The organism is Ralstonia sp. 1B3, assembly GCF_036631435.1.
The window spans coordinates 38584-56688 of the sequence record NZ_JAPNUG010000016.1 but is presented as its reverse complement, the minus strand read 5'-3'; the positions used below and the strand labels follow the sequence as shown (position 1 = coordinate 56688).

The following is an 18105-nucleotide window of genomic DNA, read 5'->3' as shown; positions in this document are numbered from 1 at the left end:
CTCCCATGAAGATCGGTCGGCGGAATACCGCGATCATCGCACGCGCGGCAGGCATTGCTGCGGGCGGGCGCTGCCTATCGGGGCAGGGTGCTGAACTGGCTGAACGCCCGCCCACCCAAGTCCAGCGCATCCATCACAGACCGCTCCACCACCGGCGCCAGCGAGGTCATCATCACCATGACCAGCATCAGCCCCACCACCAGCGTGGCCGCGATACCCACGGCAAACGGGTTGAGCGCCTGCGCCGTGCGCGAGAGCACGGCAAAGCCAAGGTTGACGATCATCATGATCGCGATGATGGGCAGGGCGATGCGCAGGGCCAGCGCAAAGACGATCGTGCCGCCACCGGCCAGCGTCTGCCAGCCCGGATTGGCCAGCGGCGCCGCCGAGACGGGCAGGGCGGTAAAGCTGTCGAACAGGGCGTGCAGCAGCACGAGATGCCCGTCGCCGGCAATGAAGGCGGTGACGGCCGTGAGACTGAGGAAGCGGCCGAGCAGCATGCTGCTCTCGGTCTGTGTCGGGTCGAGCAGGGATGCGAAGCCCAGGCCCATCTGCACCGACATCACCTCGCCCGCGCCGCTGACGGCCGAGAACACGAGCTGCACGCAAAAGCCCAGCGCCAGCCCGATCAACACCTGCACCAGCGTGATCCACAGCCCTTCGTATGAGCCCACCGACACGCCTGCGGGCACGGGCAGCATGGGCGCCAGCGCCACCGTGATGACCACGCCGAACGCCACCTTGATCGACGTCGGGATCTCGGTATTGGCAAACGGCGGTGCAATGGCGATGAATGCCAGCACGCGCACCAGCGGCCACCAGTACATGGCGATCCAGCCGTTGAGCTGTGTGGCGGTGAATTGGATCATCGTTGATTCGGCGGCTGCGTCAGCGCGGTGTCGTCAATTCACGTAGTTGGGGATGTTGGTCAGCACCCCGCGCGTGTAGTCGACGATCACGGCGACGATCCACGGGCCGGCCAGCACCATCGTGGCAGCCACGGCCAGCAGCTTGGGGATGAACGACAGCGTCTGCTCGTTGAGCTGCGTGGCGGCCTGGAACACCGCCACCAGCAGGCCGACGACGAGCGACACCAGCAACATCGGCGCGCCCACCATCATGGCGACCTGCATGGCCTGACGGGCCATATCGAGAACGTACTCGGGTGTCATGTCGGTTTCCTATCGACGCTCATTGCACAAAGCTCTGGGCCAGCGAGCCCAGCAGCAGGTGCCAGCCATCCACCAGCACGAACAGCATGATCTTGAACGGCAGCGAGAAGATCGACGGCGTGACCATCATCATCCCCATCGACATCAGCACGGCCGCCACCACGATGTCGATCACCAGGAACGGGATGAAGATGGCAAACCCGATCTGGAACGCGCTTTTCAGCTCGCTGGTGACGAACGCCGGGATGAGCGCGCGCATGGGCGTTTGCTCGGGCGAGGCGATGGCCGGCATGTTGCCCATCTTGACGAACAGGGCGAGATCGGGCTCGCGCGTCTGCTTGAGCATGAACTGGCGCAGCGGCGTGGCGGCGGTGTCCATGGCCTGTTCGACGGTGATCTTGTTGTCACGCAGCGGCACGTAGGCGTCGGTGTACACCTTGTCGAGCACTGGCGACATGACGAAGAACGTGAGAAACAGCGCCAGCCCGATCAGCACCTGGTTGGGCGGCGTGGTCTGCGTGCCCAGCGCATGGCGCAGCAATGACAGCACGATGATGATGCGCGTGAAGCTGCTCATCATCAGGATGATGGCCGGCAGAAACCCGAGCGACGTCAGGAAGACCAGCGTCTGGACGGGCAGCGAATAGCTCTGGCCACCGGCGGTGCCCGTGAGCAGCGGCAGGCCGGGTTGCGCCTGTGCGAACACGGCGGGCGCAGCGCCCAGCAGCGTCAGTGCAATCAGGCAGCGGAGGAAGGTGCGCGCGTTCATTCCGACTTCCCCGTCAGGTGACGCTTGAGCTGGATGGACAGCGCGTCGGCAAAGCGGGGCGGCTTGCCGGGGCCGGAAGTGCCGTCGCCGGATGGGTCGTCCGGCGAGGAGGCGGCTTCTGCAGGGCGCGGCAGCGTGTGCAGCGTCTGCACGTGCTGCTGCGTGACGCCCAGCACGAGCCATGTGCCTTCCACATCGACGACGACGACCTTCTCGCGGTCGCCCAGCATCTGCTGCGCGACCACGGTGATCACCTGGCTGCGGCGCCGGCCCAAACCTGCGGGGCCCATGCCCGCGCGCTGCTGCAGACGGCGCAGCAGCCAGCCGGCCGCCACGATCATCGCCAACACTACAAACAGCCCGCCTAGCGTGCGGGCCCAATCGACTGCATGGTTCATTTCAACACCTTGCCCGGGGGGAGCACTGGTTGCTGTCAGGGTGCCGATGGACGGCGGAATTGCCTGGTTTAACGGTTCAACTTACGGATACGTTCCGACGGCGTGATGATGTCGGTCAGGCGGATACCGAACTTCTCGTTGACGACCACCACTTCACCTTGGGCGATCAGGTAGCCGTTGACAAGTACATCCATCGGCTCACCGGCCAATGCGTCGAGTTCCACCACCGAACCTTGTGCCAGCTGCAGCAGATTCTTGATGGGCACCTTGGTGCGGCCCAGCTCCACCGTCAACTGCACGGGGATGTCCAGGATCATGTCGATGTCGTTGCGCTGCGCGCTACCCAGGCCGTCGGCCGTCAGGGGCTTGAACACCGGGCTGGATTCGGCGGCGGGCGCGGCGGCCGGCGGGTTGGCCGCAGCACGTTGCGCGGCTTCCAGGGCCATGGCCTCTTCCATCGTCATCTCGACATCGATGTCGTCGGCGTTGGCTTCGGGGTTCATGGTCGGTTCAGTTGTCATCGTCAGACTCCGTGGCAGCCTCGCTGCCGCTCATATTCAGCATGCGGTTGACCCGCAGCGCGTATTGGCCGTTGAACGTGCCGTAGTTGCATTCCATGACGGGCACGCCGTCTACCTTGGCGGTCACGCTGTCATCCAGCTCCAGCGGAATGACGTCGCCCACCTTCATGTTCAGGATGTCGGACACCTGCACCTTGGCCGTGGCGAGGTCGGCAATCAGCTCGACCTCGGCGGTCTGCACCTGTTGCGACAGCAGCCGCAGCCAGCGCTTGTCCACTTCCAGCGCTTCGCCCTGGATGGCCGATGTGAGCCGGTCGCGGATCGGCTCGATCATCGTGTAGGGCATGCAGATGTGCACGTCGCCGCCGTTGTTGCCCAGCTCGATGCTGAAGCTGGTGGTGACCACCACTTCATTGGGCGTGGCCACGTTGGCGAATTCGGTGTGCATTTCCATGCGCAGGAATTCGAAATCGATCGGGTAGACCGGCTGCCACGCCTTGGCGTAATGCTCGAACACGAGCTGAAGCATGCGCTGGATGATGCGCTGTTCCACGTCGGTAAAGTCGCGGCCTTCCACGCGCATGTGGAAGCGGCCGTCGCCGCCGAACAGGTTGTCGACCACCAGGAAGATCAGGTTGGGGTCGAACACGAACAGCGCCGTACCGCGCAGCGGCTTGACGTGCACGAGGTTGAGCGAGGTCGGCACCACCAGGTTGCGGATGAACTCGCTGTACTTCTGCACCTTCACCGGCCCGACGGAGATTTCCGCGTTGCGCCGCATGAAGTTGAACAGCCCGATACGCCAGTTGCGCGCGAACCGCTCGTTGATGATTTCCAGCGTGGGCATGCGCCCACGGACGATGCGCTCCTGCGAGCCCAGGTTGTACGAGCGTATGCCCGAGGGTCGGCGGCTTCGACGGGGTCGTCGTCCGCGTCATCGGACACGCCCTTCAGGAGCGCGTCGATTTCCTCCTGGGAAAGAAACTCTTCCTTGAGCATGTCACTGGATCACAAAGTTGGTGAACAAGACGTCTGCCACCGGCGATTCCTTGCCGACAGCCTTGAAGACGTGTTCGCAGAGTTCAACGATTTCCTTGGCGAGCTTGACCTTGCCGTCCGCCGGGTACAGCTCCGTGGGCGTCTTGCTGGCCAGCAGCATCAGGACCTTGCTGCGCAGCTCGGGCGTATAGGTCTTGATCTCTTCTTCGGCATGTTTGTCGAAGCTCTTGAACGTGATGCCGATCTGCAGATAGCGGTCGTTGCCCTCTTCGGGCTGCAGATTGACGGTCAGGGTTTCCATGGCCACGAACACCGGCTGTTTCGGCTTGGGCGGTGCGGCGGGGCCGGATGCGGCGTGATTGCCGCCTCCGAGGAAGAACCAGGCGGCGGCGCCGCCCATGCCGACGAGCAGGAGCACGATCAGGATGATCAGCAGCAGCTTGTGGAGCCGCCCTTTGCTGGGGCGGGGGCGGTAGTGGCGGCAGCGGCTTCGGCCATGGGGATCACTCGGGGACTAAGGGGGTGGGCTTTCCCGGCTCGGGTTGCGCAAGACACCGTAAAACAACGCAGTGCACAGAGTCGGGTTCTCGGATTGCATTCTTCCCCAGCTCTGTCCAGCTCATTCCAGCAAGAAACGCGGTCAATCCCGCTTATCTCGGGCGTTTGCGATGTGCGGCGCGGGGCGGCTCGGTTTCTATGAGTGATTAATAATCCACTTATTTGTGCTCATTGCGTTGCGCCAGGCGCTTGGCCGACCGCCCAGCCGACCGGCTCCCCGCAAAAGTGACGTTGGCCCGAAAGATTTGCCCGCGCCTGCCGTTGTAATGAAGGAACGCGCCGGCACGTCCCGGCCCTGCATACCTGCGTTGCCTTGCGGAAGCCGCCTTGAATTCCTTGCCCTTTTCCACCCGTATTGACCTTGCGCTTGTCGATGCCGATGGCTTGCCGGCCGACTGTCCTGCGCGCGGCGAGCCCCGGGCTTCTGCCCGAAGCTGGATCTGCTGTCGATGGTCAACGCGTTGACCGAGGGGATCCTTGTGTGCGGGGCAGACCGCCGGGTGACCTATGCCAATCCGAGCGCCGCGCGGCTCCTCGGTTTGCCGGTGGAAGACCTTGTGGGACGGTTGCTGCCCACGGTGGTGAACGCTGCCGTTGATGAATTTGATGCGTCCATTCATGAAGCCGGCTGGCCGGACCAGGAAGTGATCGCGGAAGGCCAGCCGCAGTTGAACCAGATTTTCGGAATGCATTGCGTGGATGGCCGCACGGTGTGGGTTTCCAGCAACTGGACGCCGCTGTATGCCGACGGCGGCCACTCGATGACGGCCTCCCCGCGGGCGTCGAAGCGGGTGCGACGCCGTATTCGGTGCTGGTGTCGCTGGTCGACATCACGCAGATCCGCGAAGCGCAGCAGCGCATCCGGCATCTGGCCACGCATGACACGCTGACGGGTTTGCTGAACCGCTCCGCCCTGGAAGACCGCCTGGAGCATGCCCTGGCGATCGCGCGGCGCAACCGCTCGCGCGTTTCGGTCATGTTCCTCGACCTGGATCGTTTCAAGAACGTCAACGACACGCTGGGCCACCAGTTTGGCGACATGCTGCTGCGCGAAGTCGCGGCCCGCCTGCAGGCCTGCGCGCGTGAAGCCGACACTGTGGCGCGCCTGGGCGGCGACGAATTTGTCGTCATGCTCGAAGCGCTCGACGGCCTGGGCACGCGGCGCGTGGCAGAGCGCATCCTGTCGGCCATCAGCGCGCCGTTCCATATCGAGGGGCAGGAGCTGTACCTGGGGGTATCGATCGGCATTGCCGTGGCACCCCACGACGGCGACGACCCGCACACGCTGCTGCGCAAGGCCGACGCCGCCATGTACCTGGCCAAGGAGCGCGGCCGCAACAACTTCCAGACCTTTACGAGCGATCTGGACGACCGTGTGTCGCGCCGCTTCCGCATTGAATCGGGCCTGCGCCGCGCGAGCGACCGCAACGAGTTCTATGCCGACTACCAGCCGCGCGTGGATGTGCGCAGTGGCCGCATCGTCGGCGTGGAAGCGCTCATTCGCTGGAACTCGGCCGATTTCGGCCGCATGATGCCCGGCCAGTTCATTCAGGACGCCGAAGAAACCGGCCTGATCGTCGAGATCGACCGGTGGATCCTGCGTGCCGCTTGCGACCAGCTTGCACGCTGGCGCCGCATCGGGCTGCCGGACTTGCGCATGTCGATCAACCTCTCGGGCCAGGCATTCAGCTCGGGGCAGTTGAGTGCGATGGTGCGTGGCGCGCTATCGACCAGCGGCTTGCCCGGCAATGCGGTCGAACTGGAGATGACCGAAGGCATCCTGATACGCGACGATCCGTCATTGCATGCGCTGCTGACCGAGCTGCGCGCGATGGGCGTATCGCTGGCGCTGGACGATTTCGGTACCGGATATTCATCGCTGTCGTATCTGCACCGCTTCCCGATCGATACGCTGAAGATCGACCGGTCGTTCGTGCAGGACCTGCCGCATGTGGCCGAGCGCGCGGCCATCACGCGGGCCATCATCATGATGGCCCAGGCCATGGGCATGAAGACCGTGGCCGAAGGCGTGGAGACCACCGGCCAGCTCGAATTCCTGCGCGAAGTCGGCTGCGACGAGTTTCAGGGCTATCTGCTCACGCGGCCGCTGGAGCCGGCAGCCGTGCAGGACCTCGTGCGCGAAAACGCCCGCCGCTACGGCGAGCGCGTCCCCCGGTTTCTATAAATATCGAGTCCATTTAGGGTGCCCCGGAAAGCGTAGCGAGCGCCCCGAGGTTGGCGTGAGAAGCGCAGCCGTACACGTGTACGGCGAGCATCGCAAGGCCAAGATCGGCCGCGCAGCTGCTTTGCAGGGCGCCCTAGGGTGGAGGCCGTTGCTGACGACGTACATGGTCAGCTCGGCGTTGTTGCGCAGCTTCATTTTCGAAAGCACGCGCCCCCGATACACGCTGACCGTCTTGACACTGATCTGCAGTGCCTCGGCAATCTCGCCCAGCGTGCGGCCGGAGCCCAGCATGCGCAGGGTCTGGAATTCGCGGTCGGAGAGGATGTCGTGGCGGGGCTTGTCCCAGTCGACGTTCAGGTTGTCGGCCAGGACTTCTACCAAGTCTGAAGGCAGGTATTTCTTGCCCTTGGAGATGGCGTTGACGGCGGCCAGCAGTTGCGGCTGGCTGGCGTCCATCGGCAGATAGCCGGCGGCGCCTGCCTTGAGCGCCCGGACGGCAAGCAGCGCTTCGGGGTGGCGGCCCAGTGCCAGCACGGCCAGGCGCGCATGTTGTTGGCGCACGGTCTTGATGGTCTGGAATTCGTCGCCGGTGGCCGATTCCACCGAGAACAGCATGACGTCCCACTCGCGCTGCGCGAGCAGGTCGTTATTCGCATCGCGCAGATCCGGTACGGCCTCGATCTGCCGGGCCAGGCGCGAATCCTTGAGGATCTGGCGCAGGCCGACACGGGCAATATCGTGCGGTTCGACGATCAGGACATTGAGCATGGTGGGTGTTGCGGGTCAAACGCGGGCTCGCTTCGAGCTCTTCTTTCCACCGGCAGGCTGTTGGGCCGAACTGGCGGGCTTGCAACTCCCCATCTGTGCCGTGTGTGGCGCTCTATATAGAGAAGGATGCTGGCGCCTATGAACTGGTCGAACGAGTATAGCCGAGGCCCTGCAGGCCAAGAAGCAGGCGCACCGCCTCTTTTGGAGGGGTGCCGGACATCAGGCGCCCGCAAGCCCAAACCGCCGCCGACGCACAAATTTGTCAAGGCGACCCTAAACTTTCCTCAGAGGCCACCGATAACCTGAGTACAACGCAGACCTGATCCCCTTCAAGTTGCAGGTCACGTTGCCCGGCCTAGCCGGAATTAGCAAACACGGGCAACAAACCATCGGGAAACTTAGGAGCCGTCATGTCCCTCAGCCTCAATACCAACATCTCGTCCCTGCAAACGCAGCAAGCTCTGTCGCAATCGCAGTCCGCTCTGCAAACGTCGCTGCAACGTCTGTCGACCGGCCTGCGCGTGAACAGCGCAAAGGACGATGCCGCTGCTTACGCTGTGGCTTCCAGCCTGACCACCACGCTGAACTCGCAAACCCAAGGTATCCAGAACGCCAACAACGCACAGTCGTACCTGCAAACGGCCGACTCGTACCTGGGCCAGGTTGAAAACAACCTGCAACGTATGCGCCAACTGGCTGTGGAAGCCAACAACGGCGGTCTGTCGACCACCGACCAGGCCAACCTGGACAAGGAATACCAACAGCTGGCCACGGCCAACAAGAACATCGAGACCAACGCCAACTACAACGGCGCCAAGCTGTTCGACGGCTCGGTCACCTCGACCACGTTCCAGTACGGCCAGAACTCGGCGACCGACGTCGCTACCGTGACCAACGCCAACCTGGCCAGCTTCGGTACGCTGTCGAGCACGAGCGTGACTTCGACCGCCAACGCAACGGCAGCCCAGGCCAAGATCGACGCCGACCTGGCCAGCCTGAAGGCAGCTCGCGCTGACCTGGGTGCACAGCAAAGCGGTCTGAGCTCGACGATCAACACGCTGACCTCGTCGAACACCGCCCTGTCGGCTGCCAAGTCGGCCATGGTCGATACCGACTACGCTTCGGAAACGTCGAACATGACCCGTCAGAACATCCTGCAGCAAGCGGGTACGGCGATGCTGGCGCAAGCCAACTCGGCACCGAACAGCATCCTGAGCCTGCTGAAGGGCTAATCAGTAAGTTGGATGCAGTCCGGCCGCTCCGGCGGTTGGGCCAAGGGCCGGCGCTCCTCGGGGCGTCGGCCTTTTTTCGTTGGTCGGATACCCCACTTTTTCGTGGGTGGCGCCTGCATAACCTGCCCTAAAGAAGCTGCAGCCCGTGCCGTTGTGTAGAGAGACTTCCGCCGGCGCAGATGCTTATCGGACCCGATCATGGCGACTACCACTACCACCTCCTCAACCAGCAACTACGTTCCGCCGATCTCCATTCCCGGCATCGGGACGAGCATCGACGTCAATTCGCTGGTGACCAGCCTCATGAAGGTGGAAAGCCAGCCGCTGACGCAGCTGCAGACGCAGCAAAGCTCGTACCAGACGCAGCTGTCGGCCGTGGGCTCGCTCAAGAGTGCGCTGTCGACCTTCCAGACCGCGCTGTCCAATCTGACCAGCGCGTCGAATTACAGCGCGATGAAGGCCAGCGGCTACGACTCGTCGATGCTGAGTGCGTCGGTGACGGGCTCGGCGCCTGCGGGTTCCTACGCGGTCAATGTCACGCAGCTTGCGCAATCGCAGGTGCTGGCGGCGCAGGGGCAGACGTCCACCACGACGGCCATCGGCAGCGGCGCGTCGACCACGATTTCGTTCTCGTTCGGCTCGGTGTCGGGCGGCTCGTTCTCGGGCGGGAAATACACCGGTTCGACCTTCACGCAGAACGGCAACCTGGCCGGTGGCTCCATCACGATCGATTCGTCCAACAACACGCTGGCGGGCATCCGTGATGCGATCAACTCGGCCAACATGGGGGTCTCGGCCAGCATCGTGAACGACGGCAGCGGCAACCCGTACCGCCTGGTGCTGACGTCCACCGCAGGGGCTCCAGCTCGGAGATGAAGATTTCGGTGTCGGGCGACGCGACGCTGCAATCGCTGCTCTCGCAAGACCCGGCCGGCACGCAGAACATGACCGAGGTGACCACGGGCCAGAACGCCCTGGCCACCATCAACGGCATTGCCGTGCAAAGCCCGACCAACACGTTGTCGAACGTGGTGGATGGCACGTCGTTCACGCTGTCCAAGACGGGCAGCACGAACGTGACGGTGGCCAACGATCCGACCGCCACCACCACCGCCGTCACGAACTTCGTGAACGGCTACAACGCGCTGCGCACGCAACTGAATTCGCTCACCAAGATCGACACCGCCAATAGCGCCAACAACGGTCCGCTCGCGGGCGATGTGAGTACCAAGACGCTCATCAACCAGATTACCGACGTGCTGGGCCAGGCGGTCGGCAACGGCAATTACCAGTCCCTCGGCAGCGTCGGCGTGACGATGAATTCCGACGGCACGCTGTCGGTCGACAACACCAAGCTGTCGGCCGCCATTGCAAAGTCGCCCAGCCAGGTGGCCGGATTGTTTGCCGGTACCGGCACGGCCACCGATTCGCTCGTCAGCGTGCCGACGTTCTCGAATTCCACGCAGGCCGGCAGCTACGCCGTCAACGTGACACAGCTGGCCACGCAGGGCACGCTCACGGGTTCGGCGGCCGCCAACACGACCATTACGGCGGGTGTGAACGACACGCTCGCGTTCAACATCAGCGGGATGTCCGTCAACGTGACGTTGGCGGCCGGCAGCTACACCGCGACGACGCTGGCTGCGCAAATTCAAAGCCAGATCAACGCATCGACCACGCTGCAGAACGCCAAGGTGACCGCCTCGGTGTCGGCCAATGCCAGCGGTGTGCTGAGCATTACCGACAGCCAGTTCGGCTCGGTGTCGGCGGTCTCGGTATCGGGTGCGGGCGCTTCGTCGCTCTTCGGCGCGAGCCCCACCGCCGCCAACGGTGTGGATGTGCAGGGCACCATCAACGGCGTGGCCGCGACCAGTTCGGGGCAGAACCTGTATGGGATCGCCGGTTCCGCCACCGACGGCTTGAGCGTGCAAATTGCCGGCGGCCCGCTCGGCGCCCGCGGCACGGTCACGGTACAGCGCGGTTACGCCGCCCAGCTCAACACGGTGATGACCAACCTGCTGTCGTCCAGCGGCATGGTGCAGAACGAGACCGACGCGATCAACAGTTCGCTCACCTCGCTTGCCAGCCAGATCACCGCCATGCAGACGCGCCTGGACAACAAGCAGGCGCTGTACTACACGCAGTTCAACGCGCTGTCCGCGGCGGTGGCCAGCATGACGAACACCAGCAATTACCTGACGACGCAGCTCGCGGCCATTGCGAAGCAGACGTCGAGCAACAACTAAGCCGGGTTTAGGTTTAGAGCACAACCCATAACAAAACAGACTACAGCGAGGACCTTTTCCATGTACGCTGCACGCCGTGCCATCGGTGCCTATGCGCAAGTCGGCATCGAGACGTCCGTGGTTGACGCCAATCCGCACCGCCTGATCGCCATGCTGTTTGAAGGCGCGCGCGCCGCCATCAATCTGGCAAGCGCCGCCATCCAGCGCGGCGACGTGCTGGCGAAGGTGAAGGCTTTCGACAAGGCCATCTCGATCATCGGCCAGGGCCTGCAGGCCAGCCTCGATCACCAGCGCGGCGGCGACATCGCCGTGCAACTGAACACGCTGTACGACTACATGCTGCGCCGCCTGCTGGTGGCCAACGGCAACAACGATCTGACGATCCTCGCCGAGGTGGATGCCTTGCTGGTCCCGCTGCAGGATGCGTGGCTCGCCATCGGCCAGACCGGCCAACCGGCTGCCGCCGTGGCAAGCAGCCACCTGAGCGTTGTGAGCTGATTGCCGGTCGTTTGTAGTCAGGCGACCTTTGACTGAATTCGGCCCAACTGGAGCCACTATGCACCGCAACATCCCGATCAAGGACAGCGAAAGTCTGTTCACCTGCTACGAAGCCATTGCGCGCCTGACCGCTGAAATGGTCAGCGCGGCCGAAGTGGGTAACTGGGAAGTCGTCAGTACGCTGGAACGCGAGAGTGCCGCCTATGTGGATGCGCTGCGCCGTTCCGAGCCGCACCCGCAGCTCTCGCGTGCCGACGTGGAGCGCAAGCGCACGCTGCTCGTGCGCATTTTGGAAGATGACGCACGCGTGCGCGCCATGGTGTATCCGCGCCTGGACCGCCTGCAGAAGCGCATCGACACGGCACGCCGCGCCACCACCGCAAGCAACGCTTACGGCAGCATGGCGCGTTATTGAGGCGACGCGTCTTGCAGCTGTTTTGACAGCGTCAGATAGTGCTCGGACTTGCGTGCGAGCGCCTGGCTCTGCATCTGGTACACGATCGCCAGTTGCTGCGCAGCGAGGAAGCTGCCCCGGCCGATGACGCTGCCGTCCATCTCCGGCTGATCGCCGATCTCCAGGCAGCGGTTGAAGACCTGTTCTGCCAACGGTAGCCACCGCACGCCTGCCTCGTCAGGGTGCTTGGCCGCCGCATCCAGCAACACCAATCCCAGCGCAAAGCACAGATCCGGAAAGTCCGGCCACGTCTGGATAGCGACGTCGCCTTGCGCAAGTGCCTCGTCAACGCGGTCGGCCTTGCCCAGGCTGTACACATAACGCAGTGCCAGGTTGCGGCGGTACGGCGCATCTGCCGGCGCCAGGCTGAAGGCGCGCGCGTAGTACGTCACGGCCTTTGCGTAGTCTTCGTGATGCAGCTCGGTTTCCTTGCCGAGCTGATACAGCACATACGGATCGTCCGGCCGATGCGCGAGTTCATCGAGCAGCAGCTGCGTATTGCGCTCGCCTTTCTTCTGCATCTTGGCCGCGGTATAGCCGTCGTGGCGCACCACGACCGGCACGCGCGTCGCCGGCAAGGACGACACCGGCTGCTCATGGATGCGCCCCGTGTAGTGCACGCCACGCGGCAGCGGCCGCGGAATCACGCAATCAACTGGCTGGCGGATTCGGTTGCATCGGTATCGTTCTTGACGCACACCACCCCGACGGACGGCTCTGCGCCGCCGAGCGTGCGCAGGTGCTCGCCGCCGCTTTCCAGCCATTCGTCTGCGTCGAGGATGAGGTTCCAGTCGGCATTGGCCGCCTGCAGCGCCGTGTTGCGCGCGGCGGAGAAGTCGTTCGTCCACGCCATGTGGCTGACAAGTGCGCCGCACGACTGCGCAATGGCGACGGTTTCGTCAGTCGACCCCGTATCCAGCACCACCATGCGATCGACAAACGGCTTGGCGCTGAGCAGGCAGCGCGCAATGCTGGCGGCTTCATTGCGGGCGATGACAACCAGCGCCAGGTCGGCGGAAGCGGACGGTGCACTCATTCGCGGTCGTCCGCTGTGGCCAATGCGTCGAGCAGCTTGCGCAGCACGTTGCGCGTGGCGCCGATCTCATCCAATTCCAGCGGAATCTTGCAGGCCAGGGCTTCGGGCACCTTGGCGGCACGTTCGCGAAGGGCGCGGCCCGCCTCGGTCAACTCGATGACGACGCGGCGCTGGTCATCGGGATCGCGCGTGCGCGTGACGAGGCCTTGTTCTTCGAGCCGCTTGAGCAGCGGTGTAAGGGTGCCCGTATCGAGGTAAAGCGTGCGGCCGAGGTCACCCACTGCGCAGGGCGCCTGCTGCCAGCACGCCAGCATCACCAGGTACTGGGGATAGGTCAGGCCCAGTTCATCGAGCAGCGGGCGGTAGAGGCGCGTCAGCAAGTGGCCGGCGGCATACAAAGGAAAGCAGAGCTGCTGATCGAGCGCCAGCACGTCGTTCACGGAAAACTCCCGGGGGGAACGGCCTGGCGCCCGAGCGGCGAGTGCCGCATCGGCCCGGAAAGGGCTCAGCGCGTGACCGTGTTCAATTGGACGTCAATATTGCCACGGACGGCATGCGAATAGGGGCATACGCCATGCGCGGCCGCCACAAGCGCTTCAGCCGTCGCCTGATCGACGCCGCCCAGGGTGGCCGACAGCGACACCGTCAGCGCAAAGCCGCCGTCTTCCCGCGGGCCGATGCCGACCGTGGCCGTGACCGAGGTCGACGCCAGCTTGATCTGCTTGGCACGTGCTACATGCAGCACTGCATTTCGAAGCAGGCGGCATAACCGGCGGCAAACAGTTGCTCAGGATTTGTAGCCGCACCGCCTGCGCCGCCAAGCTCGCGCGGCAGAGAGGGGCAGGTCGAGCGTGCCGTCGGCGCTGCGAACATGGCCGGCGCGGCCGCCCTCAGCGGTGACTTGGGTCTGGTAAAGCGTCTTCATGGTCGGGTCCTCTTGTTGGGAAACCCGGTCGGCGACATGACGGCCGGGAGATCGATCTAGAAATCGATGATGCAATTATATTGCGTGCAATATAAATGACAAGAGGGACCGTGAGCCCTCCTCCGCGACGGGGAAAAGAGCGGGGCAGCGTGATGTCAGATCGACATGCTCATGATGCTTTGGTACGCCGAGACCAGCTTGTTGCGCACCTGCACGGCCGTCTGCATGTCGATGTTGGCCTTCTGCAGCGAGAGCATGACGTCGTGCAGGTCGACGTCGTTGTTGCCCATCTCAAAGCTGCGGGAGATGGATTCGGCCTTCTGCTGTGAAGCGTCGACGCGGTCCAGCGACGACTTGAGCACGGAGCCGAAGTCGACGCTGGGTTTGCCGGTTTCGCCGCTGGCGGTGCTGCCGCCGACAGTGGACGGCGCCAGCACGCTGTTCATCAGCGAGACCACGGAATGGGCGTTGGAGAGATCCATGTGGGCGTGACCAGTGACTCAGGGGAATTTGGCGAGGGTTTCGAGTTCCGACACGAAGCGGACTTCGCGGCCGGCCGGCACCGCAAGGTTCATCGGGATCGGCGTGACGACGATGGTGTGATGCGGAATGGCGTCATCGTCGTCGAGCACCAGAAACGCGGTGTCGGCAAAGCCGTGCGCGTGGTGGAAGACCTGAAGCGGCGCGCGGCGCAGCGTGGCGTACTTGGGCGGCTCGGGCTTGAACGGATCGAGCTTGGTCACGTATTCGAACGCGGCATTGACGCGGTACAGGTCATACGGTGCCGGCAGATCGGACACTTCACCCAGCGCGCGGACGCGGTTGGCGATGTAGTAGTTGTCGATCCAGTGGCCGCCTTCATGCGTGCGCAGGCGCAGCGCCACCTTCATGCGTGCCAGCACGAATTGGTTGATGGCGTTCAGCCATTCGGGGCGCTCGGCAGCCGGCAGCGTGTGCGAGAACTTGCCGAACAGGTATTCCAGCCCGCCGCGATAGCGGTCCCACGCGTGTTTCACTTCTTCGTTGCCGGCCTGTGCGCGGGTCTCGTCGGCAAAGTAGCGCGAGACCGAGCGATAGAACGGCGTCTTGCTGAAGTACACCGCGCTGGAGCCGAGCATTTCCGCCGCATGCACGAAGGCGTAGAACGCCGGCTCGGGCGCGCTGAAGTAGATGCGGTCCATCACCTCGCGGCGCGCCAGGTAGATCTCCGGAAAGAGGTGGTGCGACAACACCAGCGCCAGCAGCTTGGCGTAGTCGTGCTGCTCGATCAGGTAGTTGTCGTCCTGGCGATAGAACATCGTGACGTCCTGCCGCGTCGGCAGGTCGTGGAATGAACCACGGCGCAAAGATGACATCCACGCCCGGGTTGCGCTCGAAGATGTCGATGTTGTTGTTGATCTCGGCCAGGATCGGCAGGTCGTCGTCGGCGTGGTAGAGCACGTACTTGCCCTGCGCGCTGCGATAGAGCTGGTTCAGGTTTTCTGCCGAGCCGAGGTTCGACGGGCGGCGGAAATACCGGATGTTCAGCTTGTCCTGATAACGGCCCACGACTTCTTCGGTGGCATCCGTCGAGCAGTTGTCGCCGATCAGCAATTCATAGCTGAACTTCAGCTCGCCGATCTGCGAGACGAGTTCTGCAAGCAGATTCTCGAGATAGCGGGCGCGGTTGTAGGTCGGGATGCAGACGCTCAGCGCAACCTGCTGGATGGCCTCCGCCTGCTTCACGGGCGCCACGTCTTGCGGCGCTTCGGGTTGGATTGCTTCGATTTCACTCATTGGATGAACTCGCGCCAGTGGAGGGTCTGAGGGCACATGTACTGCTTGCCGGCCGGGCCATGATTGGCAATCAGGTCCAGGCTGCTGACAAACAGGGTGAACGCGCCATGCAGTTGCGTGTACGGCCGCATGGCGTAGTTCATGTATTCGACGGCAACGCCTTGCTGCTCGAAATCGGCGTGGGCCAGGTAGTTCTTGGCGCCGTGTCCGGTGATGTAGGTGTCGCCGTGCAGCTTCTTCACGATGGCGAGCACGCGGTCGGTGTTGCGGCCGGGAATGTCCAGTTCAGGCGCGTCGACAAATTTGCTGTCCAGGTCGATGCCCAGATAACGGCACACCGCGCGCATGGACGCCAGTGCCAGCGCGCCCATGTTGGTGTAGTCGGCTTCGTACACGGAGCGCACCAGCGCCAGCATGTCGCTTGCATGCGGCGCGGCCTCGTAGGCCTGCTCCAGCATGCGCAGATGCTGCGCTCGCCAGTCGACGTTGGCAGCCGGTTTGACTTCATCAATGCGGGCGCCCAGGTGGAACTTCTCCAGCGGCACCGTCATCCAGCGCGTGCCGGCCGGCTCCTTGATCTGCACGCGGTTGGTGAAGCTGCCCTTGGAGAACTGTACGTCGGCGTAATTGACGAGCACGTCGGCCAGCATGATCTGTTCGAGCAGACCGACCCACGGGAACAGCATCGGTTGTGTGATCACGACCTTCATGACGACAGCATCCGTTCCATCAGGACAACGTCGTGCCAGCGGTTGTCTTGCAGGTAGTGGCCAGCCAACGTGCCGACGGTGCGGAAGTCGAGCTTTTCGTACAGCGCGATGGCGCGCGTGTTTTCGGCCAGCACTTCCAGCGTGATCTTGCGCAGGCACAGCGTTTCGCTGGCGTAGGCAAACGCGGCTTCGCATGCGGCCCGCCCATGGCCCTTGCCTTGCGCGGACGACGCCAGGCAATGCCAAGCGAAGCGTGTCGGTTGACCGCATCGATGTGGTTCAGCTGCGGTAGCCCAGCACGCTGTCTGCCTGGCTGGCAATGACGAAGAGCACCAGGTCGCTCTGCTTCGATTTCGCGATCAGCCAGTCGCGCACGCTCGCGGCGGATTCGGCCGCGGACGCGTCGCAGTGCGGCTGCGTCGCACATCGTTGCGCAGCGGCAGCAGTTGAGGATGTCGCTCGCGCCATTCCGGACGGAGGCCGCGCGCGATCATGGCTGAAGCGGAAATAGCGGAAGCGATTCGGATACGCAGCTTCCACGGTGTGCCGCACTTCATCGGCAATGACCGGATTCACGGCCAGGTACACCACTTCAACTTCGTCCAGAATGCTGTCCAGCGCCACCACCGGTTTGCCGCCAGGGAGGACCCTTGCAGGTACAGGTTCTGATCGACAAACGCGCGCAGGGCATGCGGCTGTTGCAGGTTGCTTGCGGTGTAGGCACCGTAGAAACCCGCGCCGTAAATGACGGCGGGGCGCTGCCGTGCTGCGTTTCAAAGTCGTCAGGTGGCTGGAGGCCTGTTGCCAGAAGGCCAGCTTGCGAGCGGCGCTTTGCGTGTCGGCCAATGCTTGCGCATCGAGCACCGGCGCGACTTTGCTGTCGCCAGGACGGCGCACGGCGGTCACGACGAAGGCGCCACGGTGGCTCTGCGCATCGGCTTCGAGCAAGTCAAACCCGTGGTTGGCCAGCAGCGTCTGCAGCGACGTGTGCGTGAAGTGGTTGACGTGATCCGCCACCAGAAAATCCACCGAGTTGGTGAACGTGTTCGGGACGATCATCGCCTGGCGCCGCCATCGCGCAGCAGCCGTGAATGTTGCGCAGCGCCGTCGTCAGGTCGGGGATGTGTTCGAGCGAGAAGAACGAGGCTGACGACATCGAACGAACGCTGCCATGCCGGCGGGATCGTGTACGTCGCCCATTGTCCGGGGCTCAGGAATTTTCCCAGAAGCCGACGTAGCGGTCGCTGATGTCGAACAGATGGACGTTCACGTCGGGGCGCTGCTGCTTGAGCAGGCGCATGGTGGCGCTCTTTGCGCAGCCGAAGTCGACTACGCGCGCGCCCTCATGCAGCGCGCCTTGCAAGGCCAGCTTGCGCTGGAAGGTGGCGACTTGGTGGTCGGCACGGAAGATCTTCTGGCCGTTCTCGACTGCGTAGATCTGGTCTTCTTCCTCGCTGTTGACGAGGATGTCGTACTCGGTGTCGTAGAAGCTGCCGTTGTCGCACAGCTCGGCGGTCTGGATGTGGCCGCACGCGGCGCAGCAGAACACTTCCAGCGTGCCGTCCATGGCACGACGCAGGGAAGACAGCGAGCTTTGCGGCGCCGCGCGATAAATCGGCTCGGCCAGCGGCTGCTGGCAGACGTTGCAGGGCAGTGCACCTTGAGTCATGGTCAGGCTTCCACGGAGAGTTCAGGGTGGACGGTACGGAAGTCGACGCCGTTGGCGTACGAACCCTTCCAACCGTGCGAGCGCCCGGTCGGCTCGCAGAAATTGAAGTAGCGGAACTGCATCGACCAGCGCGAACGCTGGCTCGTGTTGTGTCCCGAGGCGTGCAGCACCAGAAAGTCGACCATCACC

16 protein-coding genes and 8 pseudogenes are annotated in these 18105 nt (G+C 63.7%); 5 read left to right on the top strand and 19 right to left on the bottom strand.

The window, feature by feature from the left end; translation table 11 throughout:
- Positions 1 to 74: 74 nt before the first annotated feature.
- The 7 genes and pseudogenes from fliR to fliL all read right to left on the bottom strand — a co-directional run bounded on the left by fliR (position 75) and on the right by fliL (position 4357).
- A complete protein-coding gene (fliR, locus tag OWR21_RS04620) occupies positions 75 to 869 on the bottom strand; it encodes a flagellar biosynthetic protein FliR (protein ID WP_316874631.1) in 795 nt (264 codons plus the stop codon).
- 33 nt (positions 870 to 902) lie between these two features.
- The gene (fliQ, locus tag OWR21_RS04615) at positions 903 to 1172 is read right to left on the bottom strand and encodes a flagellar biosynthesis protein FliQ (protein WP_004631435.1); all 270 of its coding nucleotides are present in this window, start codon (positions 1170 to 1172) and stop codon (positions 903 to 905) included.
- Between the two features lie 19 nt (positions 1173 to 1191).
- Positions 1192 to 1941: a flagellar type III secretion system pore protein FliP gene (fliP, locus tag OWR21_RS04610; RefSeq protein ID WP_147213702.1), complete on the bottom strand. Its 750-nt coding sequence runs from the start codon at positions 1939 to 1941 to the stop codon at positions 1192 to 1194.
- Positions 1938 to 2339, bottom strand: coding sequence for a flagellar biosynthetic protein FliO (fliO, locus tag OWR21_RS04605; RefSeq protein WP_332394689.1), 402 nt, complete (start codon positions 2337 to 2339; stop codon positions 1938 to 1940). The genes fliP and fliO overlap by 4 nt, the downstream gene beginning before the upstream one ends.
- Positions 2340 to 2407: 68 nt before the next feature.
- Entirely contained in the window at positions 2408 to 2860 is a 453-nt protein-coding gene (fliN, locus tag OWR21_RS04600) for a flagellar motor switch protein FliN (protein WP_316874628.1), read from the bottom strand.
- Positions 2850 to 3859, bottom strand: a pseudogene (gene fliM / locus OWR21_RS04595) (flagellar motor switch protein FliM). The gene fliN and the pseudogene fliM overlap by 11 nt, the downstream one beginning before the upstream one ends.
- Before the next feature lies 1 nt (position 3860).
- Positions 3861 to 4357: pseudogene (gene fliL, locus OWR21_RS04590) on the bottom strand (flagellar basal body-associated protein FliL).
- A gap of 387 nt (positions 4358 to 4744) precedes the next feature.
- Between fliL and OWR21_RS04585 the strand changes: the two are divergent.
- Positions 4745 to 6602 (top strand): annotated as a pseudogene (locus OWR21_RS04585) (EAL domain-containing protein).
- A gap of 141 nt (positions 6603 to 6743) precedes the next feature.
- On the opposite strand, the pseudogene OWR21_RS04580 reads toward OWR21_RS04585, so the two are convergent.
- A pseudogene (locus tag OWR21_RS04580) lies at positions 6744 to 7370 on the bottom strand (LuxR C-terminal-related transcriptional regulator); the annotation flags it as partial.
- 410 nt (positions 7371 to 7780) lie between these two features.
- Here OWR21_RS04580 and OWR21_RS04575 point away from each other — a divergent pair.
- From OWR21_RS04575 to OWR21_RS04560, 4 genes and pseudogenes are all read left to right on the top strand, one after another.
- Positions 7781 to 8602 (top strand): flagellin N-terminal helical domain-containing protein, encoded by an 822-nt coding sequence (locus OWR21_RS04575; protein ID WP_102065407.1) that lies wholly within the window; start codon positions 7781 to 7783, stop codon positions 8600 to 8602.
- Positions 8603 to 8800: 198 nt separating this feature from the next.
- A pseudogene (gene fliD / locus OWR21_RS04570) lies at positions 8801 to 10848 on the top strand (flagellar filament capping protein FliD).
- A gap of 60 nt (positions 10849 to 10908) precedes the next feature.
- Positions 10909 to 11346: a flagellar export chaperone FliS gene (gene fliS, locus OWR21_RS04565; RefSeq protein ID WP_332394687.1), complete on the top strand. Its 438-nt coding sequence runs from the start codon at positions 10909 to 10911 to the stop codon at positions 11344 to 11346.
- A gap of 58 nt (positions 11347 to 11404) precedes the next feature.
- The gene (locus OWR21_RS04560; protein WP_027679883.1) at positions 11405 to 11761 is read left to right on the top strand and encodes a flagellar protein FliT; all 357 of its coding nucleotides are present in this window, start codon (positions 11405 to 11407) and stop codon (positions 11759 to 11761) included.
- Here OWR21_RS04560 and OWR21_RS04555 read toward each other — a convergent pair.
- The 11 genes and pseudogenes from OWR21_RS04555 to OWR21_RS04505 form a co-directional block, all read right to left on the bottom strand.
- Positions 11755 to 12836 (bottom strand): annotated as a pseudogene (locus tag OWR21_RS04555) (glycosyltransferase). The gene OWR21_RS04560 and the pseudogene OWR21_RS04555 overlap by 7 nt on opposite strands.
- Complete coding sequence (locus OWR21_RS04550; RefSeq protein WP_027679885.1) at positions 12833 to 13276, bottom strand: MarR family winged helix-turn-helix transcriptional regulator; 444 nt, start codon at positions 13274 to 13276, stop codon at positions 12833 to 12835. Before OWR21_RS04550 ends, OWR21_RS04555 begins: the two are co-directional and overlap by 4 nt.
- Before the next feature lie 65 nt (positions 13277 to 13341).
- A pseudogene (locus OWR21_RS04545) lies at positions 13342 to 13761 on the bottom strand (organic hydroperoxide resistance protein).
- Positions 13762 to 13916: 155 nt separating this feature from the next.
- Positions 13917 to 14243, bottom strand: coding sequence for a flagellar hook-basal body complex protein FliE (gene fliE, locus OWR21_RS04540; protein ID WP_027679887.1), 327 nt, complete (start codon positions 14241 to 14243; stop codon positions 13917 to 13919).
- A gap of 18 nt (positions 14244 to 14261) precedes the next feature.
- Positions 14262 to 15059 carry a hypothetical protein gene (locus OWR21_RS04535; RefSeq protein WP_332394695.1) on the bottom strand — a complete coding sequence of 266 codons (798 nt, stop codon included), beginning with the start codon at positions 15057 to 15059 and terminating at the stop codon, positions 14262 to 14264.
- 88 nt (positions 15060 to 15147) lie between these two features.
- Positions 15148 to 15537: pseudogene (locus OWR21_RS04530) on the bottom strand (glycosyltransferase family 2 protein); the annotation flags it as partial.
- Entirely contained in the window at positions 15534 to 16247 is a 714-nt protein-coding gene (locus tag OWR21_RS04525; RefSeq protein ID WP_332394686.1) for a WbqC family protein, read from the bottom strand. The pseudogene OWR21_RS04530 and the gene OWR21_RS04525, both read right to left, overlap by 4 nt.
- Positions 16244 to 16567: a GNAT family N-acetyltransferase gene (locus OWR21_RS04520; RefSeq protein WP_332394685.1), complete on the bottom strand. Its 324-nt coding sequence runs from the start codon at positions 16565 to 16567 to the stop codon at positions 16244 to 16246. The genes OWR21_RS04525 and OWR21_RS04520 overlap by 4 nt, the downstream gene beginning before the upstream one ends.
- Positions 16527 to 17306, bottom strand: coding sequence for a hypothetical protein (locus tag OWR21_RS04515; RefSeq protein WP_332394684.1), 780 nt, complete (start codon positions 17304 to 17306; stop codon positions 16527 to 16529). Before OWR21_RS04515 ends, OWR21_RS04520 begins: the two co-directional genes overlap by 41 nt.
- Before the next feature lie 151 nt (positions 17307 to 17457).
- Positions 17458 to 17916 (bottom strand): hypothetical protein, encoded by a 459-nt coding sequence (locus tag OWR21_RS04510; protein WP_332394683.1) that lies wholly within the window; start codon positions 17914 to 17916, stop codon positions 17458 to 17460.
- A 2-nt stretch (positions 17917 to 17918) separates the two neighbouring features.
- Positions 17919 to 18104: a hypothetical protein gene (locus OWR21_RS04505; protein WP_332394682.1), complete on the bottom strand. Its 186-nt coding sequence runs from the start codon at positions 18102 to 18104 to the stop codon at positions 17919 to 17921.
- Position 18105: the final 1 nt, after the last annotated feature.